Below are 15,889 nucleotides of genomic sequence, written 5' to 3'. Positions count from 1 at the left end.
TCAGGAGATACCGAGCAGGCGCACTGCTGTGCCGCCCAGGATGGCGATCCGCTCCTCATCGCTCAGGCCCGGTGTGTTGAGCACGAGATCGACTTCCGCGCTGGTCCACGGGAATGGATAGTCGGTCCCGATCATGATCTGGCCGGGCCCGGTCTCCGCGATCAGGTGGCGCAGCGCCTCCGGCGTGAACACGATCGTATCGAAGAAGAGCTGACCTTCCTTGAGGTAGGCCGTCGGGTCTTTTTTCGGCAGCGGGCCGACCCGGTTGGGGAAGGTGCGGATCACCGCATCGGACCGGTTGGCATAGGACGGCAGGAAGCCGCCGCCGTGCGCGGCGCAGATCTTCAACCCGGGAAAGCGGTCGAGCATGCCCTCGAAGATGAGGTGCGACAGCGCGATCGTGGTCTCCAGTGGATTGCCGATCGTGTTGGTGAGCAGGCCGCTGCCGCCCAGCCGGCCGCTCGGCTCCAGTTCGCGTGTACCGGTGGGATGCATGAAGACGAGGACGTCCAGTTCCTCGCATTTCTTCCAGAACGGGTAGAACTTCGGATCGGCCAGTTCCTGGCCGTCGACGCTGCCGCCAACGCTGACACCGCGGAAGCCGAGCTTCTTCACCGCATGTTCGACCTGCTCGGCGGCGAGGTCGGGATGCTGCAGGGCCGCCGTCGCGTAGGCAACGAACCGCTCGGGATTGGCGGCGCAGAATTCGACCAGGGTCTCGTTCTGGATCCGGATCAGCTCCGCTGCGGCGTCGCGTTCCGCGCGATACCAGTAGGGGTTGATGCTGAGTGCCTCGACGTCGATCCCCTGGCTGTCCATCGCCGCGAGCCGCACGCTGGTATCGGCCATCAGCAGGCCCGGCGCTTCGAGCGGATGATCGATTACGGCCATTGCGGCCGGTACGCAGCAATGGGCATGGACGTCGACGGTCTTGACCCGCTTGCCGTTGACCACGACCTCGCGCCGCCGCGCGGCGTGCGCATGTCCGTGGTCTGACGGCTTCTGGCCGGCCGCCGCGCCCATCATGGCGCAACCGCTGAAGACGATGCTGGCCTGGGGGCCGGTACGGGGAGTGGCGCCTGTCAGCATGCTGGTGACCTCAGTGGAAGGTGCGGCCCGCGTCGATCACGATCGTCTGGCCGGTCATGGTGTTGGTGCGGCACATGGTGACGACCTGGTCGGCGCAGTCGTCCTTGTCGGCGGCGGTGCCGAGCAGCGACGCCTGGCGGCCTTTCGCGACCACCTCCGGACGCAGGTTCGCGGTGGCGCGCGTGCCCTCGAGCAGGCCCGGCGCCACGCAATTCACCAGCACCTCAGGCGCGAGCGCCACGGCCATGCACTTGGTGAGATGGATGAGCCCCGCCTTGGAGACAGCATAGGCGATCGACGAGCCCGTGGGGCCGAGGCCGGCGACCGAGGAAATGTTGACGATTCGTCCGCTGCCCCCGCGTTTCATGACCGGGCCTACGGCCTTGGTGAGCAGCATCGGTCCGGTGAGGTTGATGTCGATGATCTTCGTCCATTCCTCGTAGGTGAGGCCGTCGAGGTCGGTGAAGGGGATCGATTTGTTGTAGGCGGCGTCGTTGATCAGGATGTCGAGCCGGCCGAAGCGCTTCACCACGTCGTCGACCAGTCGCTGGACCTGGTCACGCTGGGTGACGTCGCAGGCGAACGCGGCTGCGGCGACCTGGTGCTTTTCGAGGTCGCGCGCGACGCTGGCAGCCTGGTCCTTGCTCTGGGCGTAGACGACGGCGATGTGACAGCCTTCGCGCGCGAGCGCGTGGCATATGCGCTGGCCCAATCCGCCATTGCCGCCAGTGACGACGGCAACCTTGCCCTTCAGGTCCATTTTTTCCTCATGTCGTTCCGGCCTTGCCGTTCCAGAAGCGGTAAAGCCCGGCGGTATCGCCGGCAAACAGGTTGCGGTCGCAATGGCCGACGCCGGCGACTGCACGGGGCTCGCTGCCATGGGCGAAATTAGCTGCGGTCTCATCGGCGGCGTACTGCCAGAGCCGCCAGCCCCGGTCCGCCCATGCATGGGGAATTTCCGGAGTCTCCCGATAGTCGGCCAGCCACAGGTCGCAGCGCGACAGGAGGGAGCCCGGCGTCACCGGCCGATCCAGGTTGAGGCGGCGGCGGCCATAGCGCTCGCCATTGGCCCAGGCCGGATGGGTGTAAACCAGCGGCAGCCGTCCGGTCGCCCGCTGGACGGCCAGAACGAATTCCTCGGCCTGGCCGAGCCGCATGGTGTTGGCCGGCTTCCGTTCATTCGGTTCGAGATCGAGCGCCATGACCGTTGCTGGCCCCGGCTGGCAGGCTGCGAGAAAGGTCGCGGCCTGCTCCGCGCCCGAATACTGGCGGGTGCCGAAATGGTAGCCGCCCCACAGCAGCCCCGCCGCCTCGGCCTGGCGGCGGCGTGTCGCGTAGGAGGGATCGATCCAGTCGCCTTCGCTCACCTTGTGGATGATGGCGAGGATGTTGCTGCGGCGCACCGCGGCGAAGTCGGTGACCGTGACGTTGTGGCTGATGTCGATCACCGCATCCAGCCCGGGTACCGCGTGGCGGGACGTGGCGGCGGCGTGGTCGAAGCCGGAGCCCTTTGGCGGTGTGCCGCCGCAACCAGCGAGGGCGGGCAACCCGAGACCGGCCAGCCCACCAAACAGATTTCTACGGGAGATCATTCAGTCAACATTTCCAAAGAATGAGAGCGGGATCACGTTCGTGACGGCCGAGACTACCATGCACGCCGGGTAGTGCGTAAACTGGCGCAAAGGATAGCGAATGACCGGAGCGCCGCCGCGCACCCTGTTCGACAAGATCTGGGACGCGCATGTCGTGGAAAGGCTCGATGACCGCACCTGTGTGCTCTACATCGACCGCCACCTCCTGGACGAACTCCACAGCCCGCAGGCTTTCGAGGGGCTGCGCCAGGCTGGCCGCCCGGTGCGTCGTCCGGAGGCGACGCTGGCAGTCGCCGATCACAACATCCCGACGGAGGACCGCCGAGGCGGCATCCAGGAGGAGGGCTCGCGCCTCCAGGTGGCGACGCTCGAGGCCAACGTCGCGGCGTTCGGCGTGCCCTATATTCCGATCCTCGACGCGCGCCAGGGCATCGTCCATGTCGTCGGACCTGAACTGGGCTTCTCGCTGCCGGGTCAGACCATCGTCAGCGGCGACTCGCATGCCTCTACCCACGGCGCGCTGGGCGCTCTGGCCTTCGGCGTCGGCGCTTCGGAAGTCGAGCATGTGCTGGCGACGCAGACTTTGCTGCAGAAGAAGCCCCGCAGCATGAAGGTCGAGGTGAGCGGCGCGCTGCCCTTCGGCACGACGGCCAAGGATTTGGCGATGACGCTCGTCGGCAGGCTCGGCACATCGGGCGCCAACGGCCACATGATCGAGTTCCGCGGCGAGGCCATCCGGGCGCTCGACATGGCCGGGCGGATGACCGTCAGCAACATGTCGATCGAAGCGGGTGCGCGCGCCGGCCTGATCGCGCCCGACCAGACGACATTCGATTATGTTCGCGATCGCGACTTCGCCCCCAGGGGCGAGGCCTTCGAGCGCGCGGTTGCCTGGTGGCGCACGCTCGCCTCCGACCCTGATGCTACCTACGACCGGTCGGTCATGCTGGACGCCTCGGGGATCGCGCCGATGGTGACCTGGGGCACCAATCCCGAAGCCGTGGTGCCGATCGACGGGATCGTTCCGGATCCGCAGGACGCGCCTGACGAGAGCACGCGCCTGCAGCGCCGCCGCATGGTGGACTACATGGGACTCGCGCCCGGCCAGCGGATGGCCGGCCTCGCAATCGACGTCGTCTTCATCGGCTCCTGCACCAACGGCCGCATCGAGGATATCCGCGCGGCAGCCGCGGTCGTGCGCGGCCGCAAGGTGGCTGCAGGCGTGCGGGCGCTCGTCGTTCCGGGTTCCGGCCTCGTCAAACAGCAGGCCGAGCGGGAGGGACTCGATCGCATCCTGGTCGAAGCCGGCTTCGAATGGCGCGAGCCGGGCTGTTCCATGTGCCTCGGCATGAATTCCGACAGGATTCTCGCAGGACAGCGGTGTGCCAGCACCTCCAACCGCAACTTCGAAGGGCGCCAAGGTCCGGGCGGCCGCACGCACCTGGTTTCCCCCGTCATGGCTGCGGCCGCCGCCGTGGCAGGCCGGCTCGTCGATGTCCGCGAGCTGGGATGAGCGGCCGTAGTTCCATCAGCCTCTGAGAGCCGGTGCTCTCCACGGCCTGACAAGGAGCGGGCCGGCGATCGCGCAGCCGTAGACCGCCATGCCGGCCGCCATCGCCGTGAACACGCCGTCGAGTCCCAATCCCATATGCTCGACTGCGAACCAGCCGCCGGCGGTCGCCACTGCCACGCGCACGAGGCCGGCCATGACCGGCACCGTCATGCGGCCGGCGCCCTGGCCCGCGAAGTAGAGCGCGAGGCCGAGCCCGAGCAGGCAATAGAACGGCGCCACGTGGGTGAGGTAGGAGACGCTGGCGTCGACAACGCCGGGCTCCGTGGTGAACAGGCGCGACCAGGCCTCGGGGAGCAGCGCCGCGGCCCAGCCGATGGCGCCGATGGAGGCGAAGGCGAGGAGTCCGCCGATCCACGCGACACGTACCGCGCGCTTGAAATCCTGGGCGCCCGCCGCCACGCCGACCAGGGTCGTGAGTCCCGTGCCGATGCCGTAGGCCAGCGGTGACACCATGTATTCCAGGCGCACGCCGACGCCGTAGCCCGCCAGCGCGTCGGTGCCGAAGCGACCGACCAGCCCGGTCATCAGCACCGCGGCGAGGCTGGCGACGACCGTCGCGAAGGAGCCCATGACGCCGACGCGCAGGATTTCGCCGAACAGCCGGCGTTCCAGCTTCACACCCTGGAGGCGTGGCACGACGCCCAGCCGGCCGTGCCACACGGCGCGCGCCAGTACCAGCGTCTGCCCGCCCATGGTCACGATGCCGGCGAGGCCGGGCCCGGCCATGCCGAGGCCGGGCCAGTTGCCAAGTCCCAGAGTCAGGACGCCCGCCAGTGGCACGTAGACGATCGACATCACAACCCCGATCCGGCCGGGCGTTGCCGCATCGCCGGCGCCGCGCAGGAGGGCTGCGAGGAAGGCGCTCGTCCACACGACCACGCAGCCGCCGAAGACGATGTCGCTGAAGGCGAACGCGTGCGCGAGCGCCTGCCCGCTGCCGCCCATCAGGCGATAGAAGGCGGGAGCCACGATCCATCCAAGGATCGCGAAAACAAGCGTGAAAGCCGCGGCCAGGACCAGCGCGTGCAGCGCCAGCGCGCGCGCATCCTCGAGGTGCCCGCCGCCCAGGGCACGCGCCAGCGCCGAGGCGACGCCGCCGCCCATGCCGCCGTTGGCCATGCTGTGCATCAGCACCAGGAAGGGGAGGACCAGCGCAAAGCCCGCCAGCGCGTCGCCGCCCAGCCGGGCGATGAACCAGGTCTCGGCGATGGCGACTGCGATCTGCACCGCCATGAACCCGGTGGTCGGGCCGGCCAGGCGCAGCAGGCTCAGGCCGATGGGAGCGGTCAAAAGGGGATGGGACAAGAGGGACTCCGAAAACAGCGCACTCGCACGGCCATGCCGTGCCTTCCCTGTCAGGCGACAGGAGACCGAAAGAGGTGAGTTAGCGCTGATCCATTTCGAAAGTGCCCCTCGAAGCGACGGCACTGTGACGAGACTTGGCGGCAATGGCAAGATCGCGAAGACGAGAGCTTCGCGCTGCGGCTGGCGCGTGTTGGCAGCGCCAGGCATTTCGCGGACAATCCCGCTGATGCATTACGACTACATCGTTGTGGGTGCCGGATCGGCCGGTGCCGTCGTCGCCAACAGGCTCTCGGCGGACCCGCGCAACAAGGTGCTGTTGCTGGAGGCGGGGCCCGCCGATTATCGCTGGACCCGCGTTCCGGTCGGCTCCGCGCGGATGATCACCAACCCCGCCGTCAACTGGCTCTACAGCTCGGAGCCCGAGGCCACCACCGACGGCCGCCGCATTCCGGTGCCGCGCGGCCGGATGCTGGGCGGCTCGAGTGCGCTGAACGGCATGGCCTTCGTGCGCGGCCAGGCGCAGGACTTCGACACCTGGGCGCAGATGGGCAACCAGGGCTGGAGCTATGAGAGCGTCCTGCCGTTCTTCAAGCGCCTGGAAAGCTATGACGGCGGCGGCGACGATGCCTTTCGCGGCCGCGATGGGCCGCTCCGCGTCACCAACCCTGAGCCGCGCGAGCCCTTCTTCGCCGCGGTGATCAAGGCGGCGGGCGAGGTCGGGATCGCGCACAATCCCGACTACAATGGCGCGACCCAGGACGGCATCGCCATGAGCCAGGCCACGATCGCGCGTGGTCGGCGCATGAGCACGGCGCGCTGCTATCTCGACCCAGCGCGAAAGCGTTCGAATCTCCGCATCGAAACGGGCGCAGTCGCCGAGGCTCTGTTGTTCGAGGGAAGGCGCTGTATCGGCGTGCGCTATGCCGCCGGCGGTGAGGGGCGCGAGGCGCGGGTGGCGCGCGAAGTCATCGTGAGCGGCGGCACGATCAACTCGCCGCAGCTGCTGGAACTGTCGGGAATCGGCCAGCCCGGGCGTCTGCAGTCGCTCGGCATAGAAGTGCGCCACGCCTTGCCGGGCGTCGGCGAAAATCTGCGCGATCATTATGCGCCGCGGACAAAATGGGCGATCGGCACCAAGGGCATCACCTACAACGACACGGCCCGCGGCCTCGGCCTCGTGCGCCAGGCGTTGCGCTACGCCCTCTCCGGACGAGGGCTGCTCGGCAGTGTGGGGGCGCCGATGCGCGCCTTCGTCCGCTCCCGCGACGGGCTTGCGGCGCCCGATCTGCTGCTGGGCTGGGTGCCGATGCTGACCGAGCCCGGTCCCAAGGGGCCGAAGATTTCCAGGCAATCCGGCGTCACCTGTTACGCGCACCCGATGCGGCCGGAGAGCAGGGGCCATATCCACGTCGTCTCGGCCGATCCGGGCACGCCGCCGGCGATCAACTTCAATTTCCTGTCGTCAGCCGTGGACGCTGAACTCACCGTCCGCGCCGTCCGCATCGCCCGCGCCATCATGACGGCGCCCGCAATGGCGCCGCTGCAGGTGAGCGAGCTCGCGCCCGGCAGGGAGCAGACGACGGACGAGGAGATACTGGACTGGGTCAAGGGCGCGGCCGAGACCACCTACCACCCGGTCGGGACCTGCAAGATGGGCACCGATGAGATGGCGGTCGTCGATCCCCAGCTCCGTGTCCACGGCATCGACGGGCTGCGCGTCGCCGACGCCTCGATCATGCCGACACTCACTTCCGGCAACACCAACGCGCCCTCGATCATGATCGGCGAGAAGGCGGCGGACATGGTGCTGCGAGGGTAGTCGCCGACCCCGTCCGCCGCTGCTTCTACTTCTTAGTCACAAGCGGGCAGCCGCCTTCCTCCATCGGCCGGAAGGCCTCCTTGCCCGGCACCGTGGCGACCATCTTCACCAGGTCCCAGCCGCCCTTCGACTCTTCGGGGGTCTTGGCCTGCATCAGGTACATGTCGCGGATGACGCGCCCGTCCTCGCGAACGCGGCCGTCCTTGGTCATGAAGTCGTTGATCGGCAGCTTCTTCATCTGCGCCATCACTGCCTTGGCCTCGTCGGTGCCGGCGGCCTGCACGGCCTTCAGGTAGTGCATCACGGCGCCATAGGTGCCGGCCTGGATGAAGCTGGGCGGACGGCCCCGCTCCTTGGTGAAGCGGTCGGTGAAGGTGCGCGCCTCCGGAGTCATGTCGTAGTAGAACGGGCTCGAGATCAGCGTGCCCTGGGCGATCTTCAGCCCGATGCCGTGGATGTCGGGGAACTGCGCCAGCGGTGCGCTGATCCGCATGCCCTGCTTCATGAGGCCGAACTCGGACGCCTGCTTGATGCCGTTGACGATGTCACCGCCGCCATTGGCGAACATCAGCCCCTTGGCCTTGGAGGCCTGTGCCTGCAGGACATAGGAGGAGAAGTCCGCCGTGTTCAGCGGATGGCGCACCGAGCCCAGCACCTTGCCGCCGGCCGCCTTGATGAAGGTGGTGGCATCCGCTTCCACCGCCAGGCCGAAGGCGTAGTCCACGGTGATGAAGAACCAGGTATCGCCGCCCATCTTGCTCAGCGCATTGACGATGGTCTTGCCCTGGCCGTAGGTGTCGTAGATCCAGTGGACGCTGTGCGAGCTGCAGGACTTGCCGGTCAGCTCCGAGGTCGCCGCCGCGGTCGGCATGACGATGCGGTTCTTTTCCTCCGCCACTCTCACGAGCGCGAGTGCCAGCGCCGAATTGGGAATGCCGAGGATCATGTCGACGTTCTCTTCGTCGTACCAGCGCTTGGCGATGCCAGCGCCGACATCGACCTTGTTCTGGAAATCGGAGGTCACCAGCTCGATCGGCTTGCCGAGCACCGAGCCGCCGAAATCGGCGATGGCGAACTTGACCGCAGCGACGTCGCCCGGGCCGGTGTTGTCGGCGTAGAGGCCGGACATGTCGTCCAGGACGCCGATCTTCACCGCCTTGTTCTGGGCCAGCGCCGTGGCGCTGAGCAGGCAGCAGGACAGCAACGCCGCGGCAGCGGCTTTCATGCATCGCATCGTTTCCTCCGTATCGAGTTTATTGCGGCACTACGCGCCGACGTTCCCGAATGAACCCTGGGAACTTTCCGAACGCTACCATCCCGCCGGATGCCGGGGAATGCGGGATTGGCCGACCCTCGCCACCCAAAAGCGCCATAGACGGCGCCGGGAAGAGGCAGAGGGGGCATCGGAATCCTGCGCTATAGTCGACGGCAAGAAACCACGGGGAGGCCGGGATGCGGCTGTTGATCGAGCATGCGACGGTCTGGGACGGCAGCGGCGCGGCGCCGTTTCCGGGCCAGGTCTTGATCGAGGGCGAGCGCATCGAGGCGGTGGCGCCCGCCGGCCAGGCCGTGGCTGCCGCCGAGGGCGCTGAGCGGATCGATGCCGGCGGCAAATTCCTGATGCCCGGCCTGGTCGAGGGCCACGCCCATCTCTCCTTCGTCGACACGCCGCGTGGTACGGCGCTGGGCGAGCTGCCGCCGGAAGACCACGCGCTCCTCACCATGGATGCGGCGCGAAAACTGCTGGGCGCCGGCTTCACCAGCGCCTGCTCGGCGGCGGCGGCCAAGATCCGCCTCGACGTCGCCGTGCGCGACGCCATCGAGCGCGGCCACACCGACGGGCCGCGGCTGCTCACGGCGAGCCCCGAGCTCACCGTCACCGGCGGCCTGGGCGATGGCCGCCGCCTGCACCTGCACCAGGACAGTTTCGGTGTCGCCGTCGATGGGCCCGACGAGGTTCGCCGCATGGCCCGGCTCTGTCTGCGCGAGGGTTGCGACACCATCAAGCTCAATATCTCGGGCGACTACGGCACCGAATCGGCCCTGGCCGAAACCACGGTCATGACCGACGCCGAGGTCGCGGCCGGCGTCGAGGCCGCCCACGCCATCGGCCGCCGGGTCGCCGCCCACGCACGCGCTTCCGACTCGGTGAAGCGCGCGCTGCGCAACGGCGTCGACATCATCTATCACTGCGACTTTGCCGACGAAGAGGCACTCGACATGCTGGAAGCCGCCAAGGACCGCGTCTTCACCGGGCCTGCCATCGGAATCGTGCTGGCGCGGCTCGAAAGCCTGCGCGGCGACAATTCATGGCAGGGCCAGAGCTTCCTCGAGCGGCTGAGGCCGCTCTACGAGGCGACCTGTCGTACGCACAACGAGATGCGCAAGCGCGGCATCCGCATCGTGATCGGCGGCGACTACGGTTTCGCCGCCAACCCGCAGGGCACCAATGCGCGCGACCTCGAACATTTCGTGGCCCATCTGGGCTTCAGCCCGAGCGAAGCGCTGCAGGCCGCGACCCGCACTGGCGGCGAAATCATGAAACGCGGCCACGAGCTCGGCCAGGTCAGGCCGGGCTTCCTCGCCGACCTGCTGCTGGTCGACGGCGATCCGCTGAAGGACGTGCGCGTGCTGCAGGACAGGAAGCGGCTCGCCCTGATCATGAAGGGTGGCGTGCGCTACCAGCCATGCGAGGGCGCACCACATGTCAGACGCCTGCATTGAGGGCGCCTGCTGCACTGAGGCGGTCTGCGACCGTTCGGCTGCGCCATGACCTGCCGGGTGACCGATACAAAGTTACCGACGACAGGCAACTGTCGTCGTCTTCCACATCTCGAAGCCGTCCTGCGGACCTTCCGACTCATCGATCTCGCCCGTGGCGCTGATCTGGGCACCCTTGGTGCAGGAAGAAGGCGGCGCCGTCACGACGACGTTGACGATCCGGCAGCCGGCATAGGGACGAACATCGACGGCAAAGTGCGTCGCGTTCTTTCCTTTCCAGACGTCGAGAATCCTGGCGTTGATCGTCAAGACCTGCTTCCTGACGCAGCTCGACGTTTGAGCCGAGGCGATCGTCGACGCCGCGACGAAGGCCGTTGCAATCGTGGCGCAGGCCGCAAGTGCGACGGCGGCGCGTGACTTACTCCTGAAGTTGGGCATCTTCGACCTCCATCGGAGGCTCGGCCACGCGCCGGCCACCTTTTGGCGGGAGGACCCTGCGGCCGAAAGCGTGGGCGGCAACGACGGGGCGACCAGCACCCCGAACGGGACGCCGGCGTGCGGCGACATGGGATTGGGGCGACATGGGATTAAAGCGTGACATCGTAGGCCGGCGCCTGATGGATCTTGAGCGTGCCCGGCGGCGGATTGGGCCAGCGCCGGGCCTTGATGTCGAACCGCACCTTCGCCCTCGTTCCCTTGAAGGCTTCGAGCGACTTCAGGGGAATGCGCACCTCGAGGGGATGGCGCACGAAATCGGCCTTGTCCGAGCGTACCACGGCCAGGGCGCCGCCCAGCGTCTTGCCGTTGGCTGGATCCACGAGGTCGACGGCGATGCCCCAGCTCAGGCTTTCCATGCAACAGCGGGTGACGGCGAACTTCACGACGAGGTTGCCATCGTCGATGAGATGCGAGACCTCCTCGATCCTGGTCGGTCCGACCAGGGTGTCCAGCTTGGCGAGCAAGGCCGGATCGGGAATTCCCCAGCGCGAGCGTTCGTGCGGTGCGATGCCCGGCGCGAATCGCGTGAAGTTGGATGACCGGGCGATCAGGTTCTTGAAATTGTAACCGACCTGCGTGGCGTACATCGCGGTGATGAAGGGCGATGAAAACGACGTGCCGTTGGTCGGCCGGCCGTCGATCAGGAGCTGGCCAGGCCCCAGGACATGCGGCGTCAGCCGCCCGTCGGGCGCGGTGCCGACGTTGGAGAAGGGCGACGGCGCGAAGCGGCCGCCGGCCGCCTTGCCGAACGAGCCGACGAAGGTGACGAAGGGGTTCTCGCGGAACAGGTAGGCGTTGGTCGTCTGCAGGCCGTTGAAGTCGCCGGCGACTCCCAGGGGATAGCCGTTGACCCGCATGAAAACGCCACCCGCCGGTCCGGCGAGCCGCTTTACCCGGATCGCGGCGTCGACCGGCTGGCTATAGGCATGGTTCAGGACGATGAGGCCCTTGGCCTTGTCTTTGGGGTCGACGCGTCCCGAATAGAAGACCCGATCGCCCGCGCCGACGATCTGCAGCTCGTAGTCGGCATCGGGTTGGGCGCCGGCATCCCAGGTCAGCACGGTGCGGAACTGACCCGCCCGCAGCTTGAGGCGCAGGCTGTCGACATCGCGCCCCGGAGCCGCGGCATTGTGAAAGTCGACGTAGCCATTGTTGTTGCGGTCGGCCGTGACGAAGGAGTGGACGTCTTGTCGGTTGTTGCCGGCAGAGATGAAGGCAAACGCTTCCTGCTGCGGCAGGTACACGCGCAGGTACCTCGAAACCTCGTCCTCTTCCTGGGAGAGGATCTGAAACTCCCTCGGGTAGGAGAGGCTGATGTTGGACAGCACGACGCCCTGCGTCCCGGCATGGAGTAGTGCTGTCGCCATCCGGCCGAGCCCACCAGCAGTATAGAGAAGGATCTGCACGTCGGGCGCGACGGAACGGACCACCCGATAGACCCAGTAGCCGTGATCGGAGTCCCATGGTCCGGCATAGGTGGGATCGGCTACCGGCATGTCGCCGGGCGACGCGCCGGTGCGCATCACGCTGGTCAGGGCCTTCTCGTGCGGGATTGCCTCCAGCCGTTCGCGAATGCCGCGGAAGCCGGCGTCGACGATCGCGATCTTGCCACCCGGCAGCCGTGCCGCGACGACAGGCTGGCCGAGTCCCATGAGGGTCCGGGCCTCGTTGAGCTCGATGCCCAGCGCCGCCGGGGCGCGGGCCGCCGCGCGCTCGGCGGCGCTGGGCGCCGGCACGACGAGCGGCGGCATCTTGCGCGTCGCTTCCTCGATGAAGCGCTGACGATGGGAGGTCTCCCATTGCGCCTGGGCGCCGGCCAGCGGCAGGACCGTCAAGGCGACGGCGACGGTTGCAGCGAGTCGGCACGACGTCATGGTGTCGGCGCGGCCAAAGCGTGCGCGACAAACGCCCCGCCATTGTGAAACATTGGCATTGCGGACATCCCCCAGAGGCGCCTCCCCAGGCACCCTCCCCGACAGAAAGGCTAGACCCCGGCAAGTCGGCCGGCAACGGCTGCCCACCGGAGCTCGTCAAATCGGAATGATTTCAACAAGCAACGTGCAGCGCTGCTTGGAGCCTCGAGGCGAGGAACTACGCCGCGACCTGTTCCGCTGTCGGGCCGTCGCCGATCAGCGTCGTTCGGCGCATGTCGCGCGGCTCGTGCGCCGGGAAGGGGCGGGCGCGGTGCATGGTCTGGCGGTTGTCCCACATCACCAGGTCGTCGACCCGCCACTTGTGGGTGTAGACGAACTCGCGCTGGGTGGCGTGCTCGATCAGGTCGCGCAGGTAGCCGCGCGCCTCGGGCATCGGCCAGCCGACGATTTCGCCGGCATGGGACGACAGGTATAGCGACTTTCGGCCGGTCACCGGATGGGTGCGGACCATGCATTGACGCACCGGCCTGAAGCGCTCGCGTTCCTCGTCGGTGAAGTCGCTGAAGCCGATGAGCTGGCGCGAGAACATCTGCGAATGCTCGCACACCATTCCCTCGACCTCGGCCTTGGTGTCGTCGTCGAGCGCATCATAGGCCGCCCGCATGTCGGCGAACTGCGTGTCGCCGCCTTTCGAGGGAATGCTGACGGCGTGCAGCAGCGAATACTTCGCCGGAGTCGTCTTGAACGAACTGTCAGAGTGCCACAGCCGGTTGCCGATGGCGAACAGCCGGCGGCGGTCGTCGCGGGGGTAGGGCGTGTTGTTCTTGTCGAGGTTGGAGACATCGGCGAAGGTCGTGGGCAGCCGCGTCTCGTTGGCCGCGCGCAGGCTGGTGCCGATGGCATGCTCGATCTCGCCCAGGCTCTGCGTGAAGGCGAGTTGCTGGGCGTCGGTGATCTTCTGGTCGCGGAACACCAGCACGGCGTACTTGTCCATGCCGGCATGGATCGCGGCCACCTCGTCGCGCGTGAGCGGCCGGCGCATGTCGATGCCGTCGATTTCGCCTGCGAAGCAGGGACCGACCTGGCGGATGGTGACTGTCATTGCTCAGCCTCCTTGGTTTCCTCACGCTTCTCCGTAGTGAACGCGGCGATAGGCGCGCGACGGGATGAGATCGTCGATATGCACATCCCAGAGGGTACCGATATTGGCACCCTGGTGCTCGGCGAACAGCGGCGCGTACCGGCCGGGCTGGGTGACCGAGGCGCCGCGCAGGCCGAAGCCCGTCGCGGCAGCAGCGAGGTCGCCGCGGCCATGCACGGCTTCCTTGGCGGTGATGCCGTTGGCGCGGAACTTGTGCACCTCGGCGCCGTAGCCGCCGTCGTTCATCACCGCCATCAGCATCTTGATGCCCTGGCGGCGGATCGTCTCCAGTTCCTGCACGTGCATCATCAGGGAGCCGTCGCCCTCGACCAGCAGCACCTTGCCGTCGCCGCGCGCGGCGGCGATGCCGATGGCGGCGGGCAGGGCCGAGCCAATGGCGCCGAAATCGTTGACCACGTGATAGCGTTCGGCGGGGCGGCCCTTCATGTGGGTCATTACCATGCTGAAATAGTGGCCGGCGCCGACGACAACCTCCCAGTCCTTGGGCACCACCTGGTCGAGCTCGACCACTGTCTTGCGCGGGTCGACGGTGTTGGGCTGCACTGGGAATTCCTTGCTGTCAGGCGAATCGCCTGCGACCAGTTTGGCCATCTCGTTGGTCCGGAAGCCGGTGCGCGACACGCCGCGCTGCTTCATGCGGGCCACGATCGCCTCGGCGGCGGCTCTTGCGTCGGCACGGACATGGAGATCGGCGGTGCGCAGACCCTGCCACAGGCCGCGCGGGTTGGTGTCGATCTGGATGGTGCGGGCGGCAGGATAGAGGTAGCCGCCCTCGGTGGTGTAGTGGCCGAGCGCTGCGCCGGCGCCAATCACCAGGTCGGCTTCCGCGAAGCGTTCCCGGGCGAAGTCGCTGGCGAAGGCACCGGCGATGTCGAGCGCGTAGGGGTTGCCGTCGAACAGGCCCTTGCCGAGCAGCGACGTTGCCGTCAGCGCGCCGGCTTGCGCGGCCAGGGCCTCAAGTGCCGCGGCAGCGCCGGACAGGATCGCGCCGCGGCCGGCGATCAGGATCGGCTTCTCCGCCTCGGCGATCATGTCGATCACGCGATCGACGATGGCGGGATCGGGCAGCGGCCGCTGCGCCACCGGCACCAGCTCCGACGAAGGCGTGTAGTCGGTGAGGTGCGGCCACGCCTGCTTCTGCATGTCCATGGGCACGGCGAGCACCACCGGGCGCTGCTCGAGCGCCGCCACCTGGAAGGCCTCGCGCACATTGTCGAGCAGGCGGTCGATGTGCTTTACGCCGACATAGTGCGCGCCGCAGGCGAGCGCGAGCGGCGCCATGTCGAGCTGCTGGATGTACCACGAGGCGGCGAGCGGCGAATCGCCCGCGAACACCACGATCGGCACGTTGCCGCGCGCCGCGATGGTGAGCGCCGTCATGATCTGGGTAAAACCCGGGCCGCAGGTCGTGGAGGCGACGCCGACCTTGCCGGTGGCGCGGGCGTAGCCGTCGGCCATGGCGACGGCGCAATGCTCGTGGCGGGCGTGGATCACCTTCATGCCGGGCAGCTCGGCCATCGCCGTCGACCAGTACATGTTGGCGTCGCCCATGAGGGTGAACAGGTGGTCGACGCCCTCGGCCGCGAAGGCGCGGGCCAGCATGTCGGAAACCTTCAGCTTGCTCATCGCAGTATCCCTTACTTGCCGCGCAGCCAGGACAGGAAGGCCCGCCACAGGAGATTGAAGGCGCTGAGCTCGGCGGCGGCCGGTGGCGATGCAAGCATTGCGTTCGCGGGCGCTGAAGGCAACACGCTGGCATTGATGGGCGAAACTGGGGGGGCCGAATCGTTCGGCGACGAAACGGGCGCGCCGCGCTCGGCCACCATCTTGGCCATGTTGGCGGAAAACTCGGCCAGAAGCGCGCGCGCGACATGGACGCCGCCGGCATTGGCGAAGGTTTCCAGCGGGCCACTCACAGTGAAGCTGCCGTCGACGGCGAGTTCCGTCACGTCGCCGCCGCTCACCTTGACCACGCCCGACGCCAGCGCACGCGAGGCGCCACGCCCGTCGATGCCGCGGCCTTCTATGGTGCACGTCCGTGTCGCGTGGTCGAAGGTAAGGTTTGCCTCGCCGCGGAACATCGCGACGGTGGGGCCGAATTTTACGCGAATGGAGCCGCGGTAGAGTCCGTCGCCCTGGTCCGCCGCCATCTGGGCGCCGGGGATGCAGGAGGCCACGAGCGCCGGCTCGCTCAGGAGGGACCAGACCTGGTCGGCCGGCAGCGGGATTGCCGTCTTCTCGCTCAGCGCCACCATA

The 15,889-nt window shown here is 67.7% G+C and carries 13 protein-coding genes; 3 read left to right on the top strand and 10 right to left on the bottom strand.

Annotation, left to right across the window (positions count from 1 at the left end; genetic code table 11):
* The 3 genes from EPO55_RS18595 to EPO55_RS18585 are packed head-to-tail and all read right to left on the bottom strand — an operon-like array spanning nucleotide 1 to nucleotide 2,681.
* Nucleotides 1–1,089, bottom strand: a complete 1,089-nt coding sequence (locus EPO55_RS18595; RefSeq protein WP_296338597.1) for an amidohydrolase family protein — start codon at nucleotides 1,087–1,089, stop codon at nucleotides 1–3.
* 10 nt (nucleotides 1,090–1,099) lie between these two features.
* Nucleotides 1,100–1,849 (bottom strand): SDR family oxidoreductase, encoded by a 750-nt coding sequence (locus EPO55_RS18590; RefSeq protein WP_296338595.1) that lies wholly within the window; start codon nucleotides 1,847–1,849, stop codon nucleotides 1,100–1,102.
* Between the two features lie 7 nt (nucleotides 1,850–1,856).
* Nucleotides 1,857–2,681: a glycoside hydrolase family 25 protein gene (locus EPO55_RS18585; RefSeq protein WP_296338594.1), complete on the bottom strand. Its 825-nt coding sequence runs from the start codon at nucleotides 2,679–2,681 to the stop codon at nucleotides 1,857–1,859.
* Nucleotides 2,682–2,781: 100 nt separating this feature from the next.
* Here EPO55_RS18585 and leuC point away from each other — a divergent pair, with 100 nt between their 5' ends.
* Entirely contained in the window at nucleotides 2,782–4,194 is a 1,413-nt protein-coding gene (leuC, locus tag EPO55_RS18580) for a 3-isopropylmalate dehydratase large subunit (protein WP_296338593.1), read from the top strand.
* Between the two features lie 15 nt (nucleotides 4,195–4,209).
* Here the strand turns inward: leuC and EPO55_RS18575 are convergent, their stop codons facing one another.
* A complete protein-coding gene (locus tag EPO55_RS18575; RefSeq protein WP_296338592.1) occupies nucleotides 4,210–5,559 on the bottom strand; it encodes an MATE family efflux transporter in 1,350 nt (449 codons plus the stop codon).
* 226 nt (nucleotides 5,560–5,785) lie between these two features.
* Between EPO55_RS18575 and EPO55_RS18570 the strand changes: the two genes are divergently transcribed.
* Nucleotides 5,786–7,378 carry a GMC family oxidoreductase N-terminal domain-containing protein gene (locus EPO55_RS18570; protein ID WP_296338591.1) on the top strand — a complete coding sequence of 531 codons (1,593 nt, stop codon included), beginning with the start codon at nucleotides 5,786–5,788 and terminating at the stop codon, nucleotides 7,376–7,378.
* Between the two features lie 25 nt (nucleotides 7,379–7,403).
* Here the strand turns inward: EPO55_RS18570 and EPO55_RS18565 are convergent, their stop codons facing one another.
* Complete coding sequence (locus EPO55_RS18565; protein ID WP_363719368.1) at nucleotides 7,404–8,603, bottom strand: ABC transporter substrate-binding protein; 1,200 nt, start codon at nucleotides 8,601–8,603, stop codon at nucleotides 7,404–7,406.
* 227 nt (nucleotides 8,604–8,830) lie between these two features.
* Here EPO55_RS18565 and EPO55_RS18560 point away from each other — a divergent pair, with 227 nt between their 5' ends.
* Entirely contained in the window at nucleotides 8,831–10,102 is a 1,272-nt protein-coding gene (locus EPO55_RS18560; RefSeq protein ID WP_296338589.1) for an amidohydrolase family protein, read from the top strand.
* Nucleotides 10,103–10,174: 72 nt separating this feature from the next.
* Here EPO55_RS18560 and EPO55_RS18555 read toward each other — a convergent pair whose 3' ends face one another.
* The 5 genes from EPO55_RS18555 to EPO55_RS18535 form a co-directional block, all read right to left on the bottom strand.
* Complete coding sequence (locus EPO55_RS18555; RefSeq protein WP_296338587.1) at nucleotides 10,175–10,537, bottom strand: hypothetical protein; 363 nt, start codon at nucleotides 10,535–10,537, stop codon at nucleotides 10,175–10,177.
* Nucleotides 10,538–10,686: 149 nt separating this feature from the next.
* A complete protein-coding gene (locus EPO55_RS18550) occupies nucleotides 10,687–12,471 on the bottom strand; it encodes a S8 family serine peptidase (RefSeq protein WP_296338586.1) in 1,785 nt (594 codons plus the stop codon).
* A 217-nt stretch (nucleotides 12,472–12,688) separates the two neighbouring features.
* The gene (locus EPO55_RS18545; protein ID WP_296338585.1) at nucleotides 12,689–13,573 is read right to left on the bottom strand and encodes a TauD/TfdA family dioxygenase; all 885 of its coding nucleotides are present in this window, start codon (nucleotides 13,571–13,573) and stop codon (nucleotides 12,689–12,691) included.
* Between the two features lie 21 nt (nucleotides 13,574–13,594).
* Nucleotides 13,595–15,259, bottom strand: a complete 1,665-nt coding sequence (locus EPO55_RS18540; protein WP_296338584.1) for a thiamine pyrophosphate-binding protein — start codon at nucleotides 15,257–15,259, stop codon at nucleotides 13,595–13,597.
* Between the two features lie 11 nt (nucleotides 15,260–15,270).
* On the bottom strand, nucleotides 15,271–15,888 hold the full coding sequence (locus EPO55_RS18535; protein ID WP_296338583.1) for an SRPBCC family protein: 618 nt from the start codon (nucleotides 15,886–15,888) through the stop codon (nucleotides 15,271–15,273).
* Between the last annotated feature and the right edge of the window lies 1 nt (nucleotide 15,889).

This window comes from Reyranella sp. (assembly GCF_004296935.1).
Classification (GTDB): Bacteria; Pseudomonadota; Alphaproteobacteria; order Reyranellales; family Reyranellaceae; genus Reyranella.
Note: the sequence above shows the minus strand (reverse complement) of the source record. Positions and strands in the feature narration are given on the sequence as shown.

What these genes read in the sequence shown, in the direction of transcription:
- EPO55_RS18595 (WP_296338597.1), bottom strand. Translation starts at nt 1,089, where the DNA reads ATGCTGACAGGCGCCACTCCCCGTACCGGCCCCCAGGCCAGCATCGTC.
- EPO55_RS18590 (WP_296338595.1), bottom strand. Translation starts at nt 1,849, where the DNA reads ATGGACCTGAAGGGCAAGGTTGCCGTCGTCACTGGCGGCAATGGCGGA.
- EPO55_RS18585 (WP_296338594.1), bottom strand. Translation starts at nt 2,681, where the DNA reads ATGATCTCCCGTAGAAATCTGTTTGGTGGGCTGGCCGGTCTCGGGTTG.
- leuC (WP_296338593.1), top strand. Translation starts at nt 2,782, where the DNA reads ATGACCGGAGCGCCGCCGCGCACCCTGTTCGACAAGATCTGGGACGCG.
- EPO55_RS18570 (WP_296338591.1), top strand. Translation starts at nt 5,786, where the DNA reads ATGCATTACGACTACATCGTTGTGGGTGCCGGATCGGCCGGTGCCGTC.
- EPO55_RS18565 (WP_363719368.1), bottom strand. Translation starts at nt 8,603, where the DNA reads ATGAAAGCCGCTGCCGCGGCGTTGCTGTCCTGCTGCCTGCTCAGCGCC.
- EPO55_RS18560 (WP_296338589.1), top strand. Translation starts at nt 8,831, where the DNA reads ATGCGGCTGTTGATCGAGCATGCGACGGTCTGGGACGGCAGCGGCGCG.
- EPO55_RS18555 (WP_296338587.1), bottom strand. Translation starts at nt 10,537, where the DNA reads ATGCCCAACTTCAGGAGTAAGTCACGCGCCGCCGTCGCACTTGCGGCC.
- EPO55_RS18550 (WP_296338586.1), bottom strand. Translation starts at nt 12,471, where the DNA reads ATGACGTCGTGCCGACTCGCTGCAACCGTCGCCGTCGCCTTGACGGTC.
- EPO55_RS18545 (WP_296338585.1), bottom strand. Translation starts at nt 13,573, where the DNA reads ATGACAGTCACCATCCGCCAGGTCGGTCCCTGCTTCGCAGGCGAAATC.
- EPO55_RS18540 (WP_296338584.1), bottom strand. Translation starts at nt 15,259, where the DNA reads ATGAGCAAGCTGAAGGTTTCCGACATGCTGGCCCGCGCCTTCGCGGCC.
- EPO55_RS18535 (WP_296338583.1), bottom strand. Translation starts at nt 15,888, where the DNA reads ATGGTGGCGCTGAGCGAGAAGACGGCAATCCCGCTGCCGGCCGACCAG.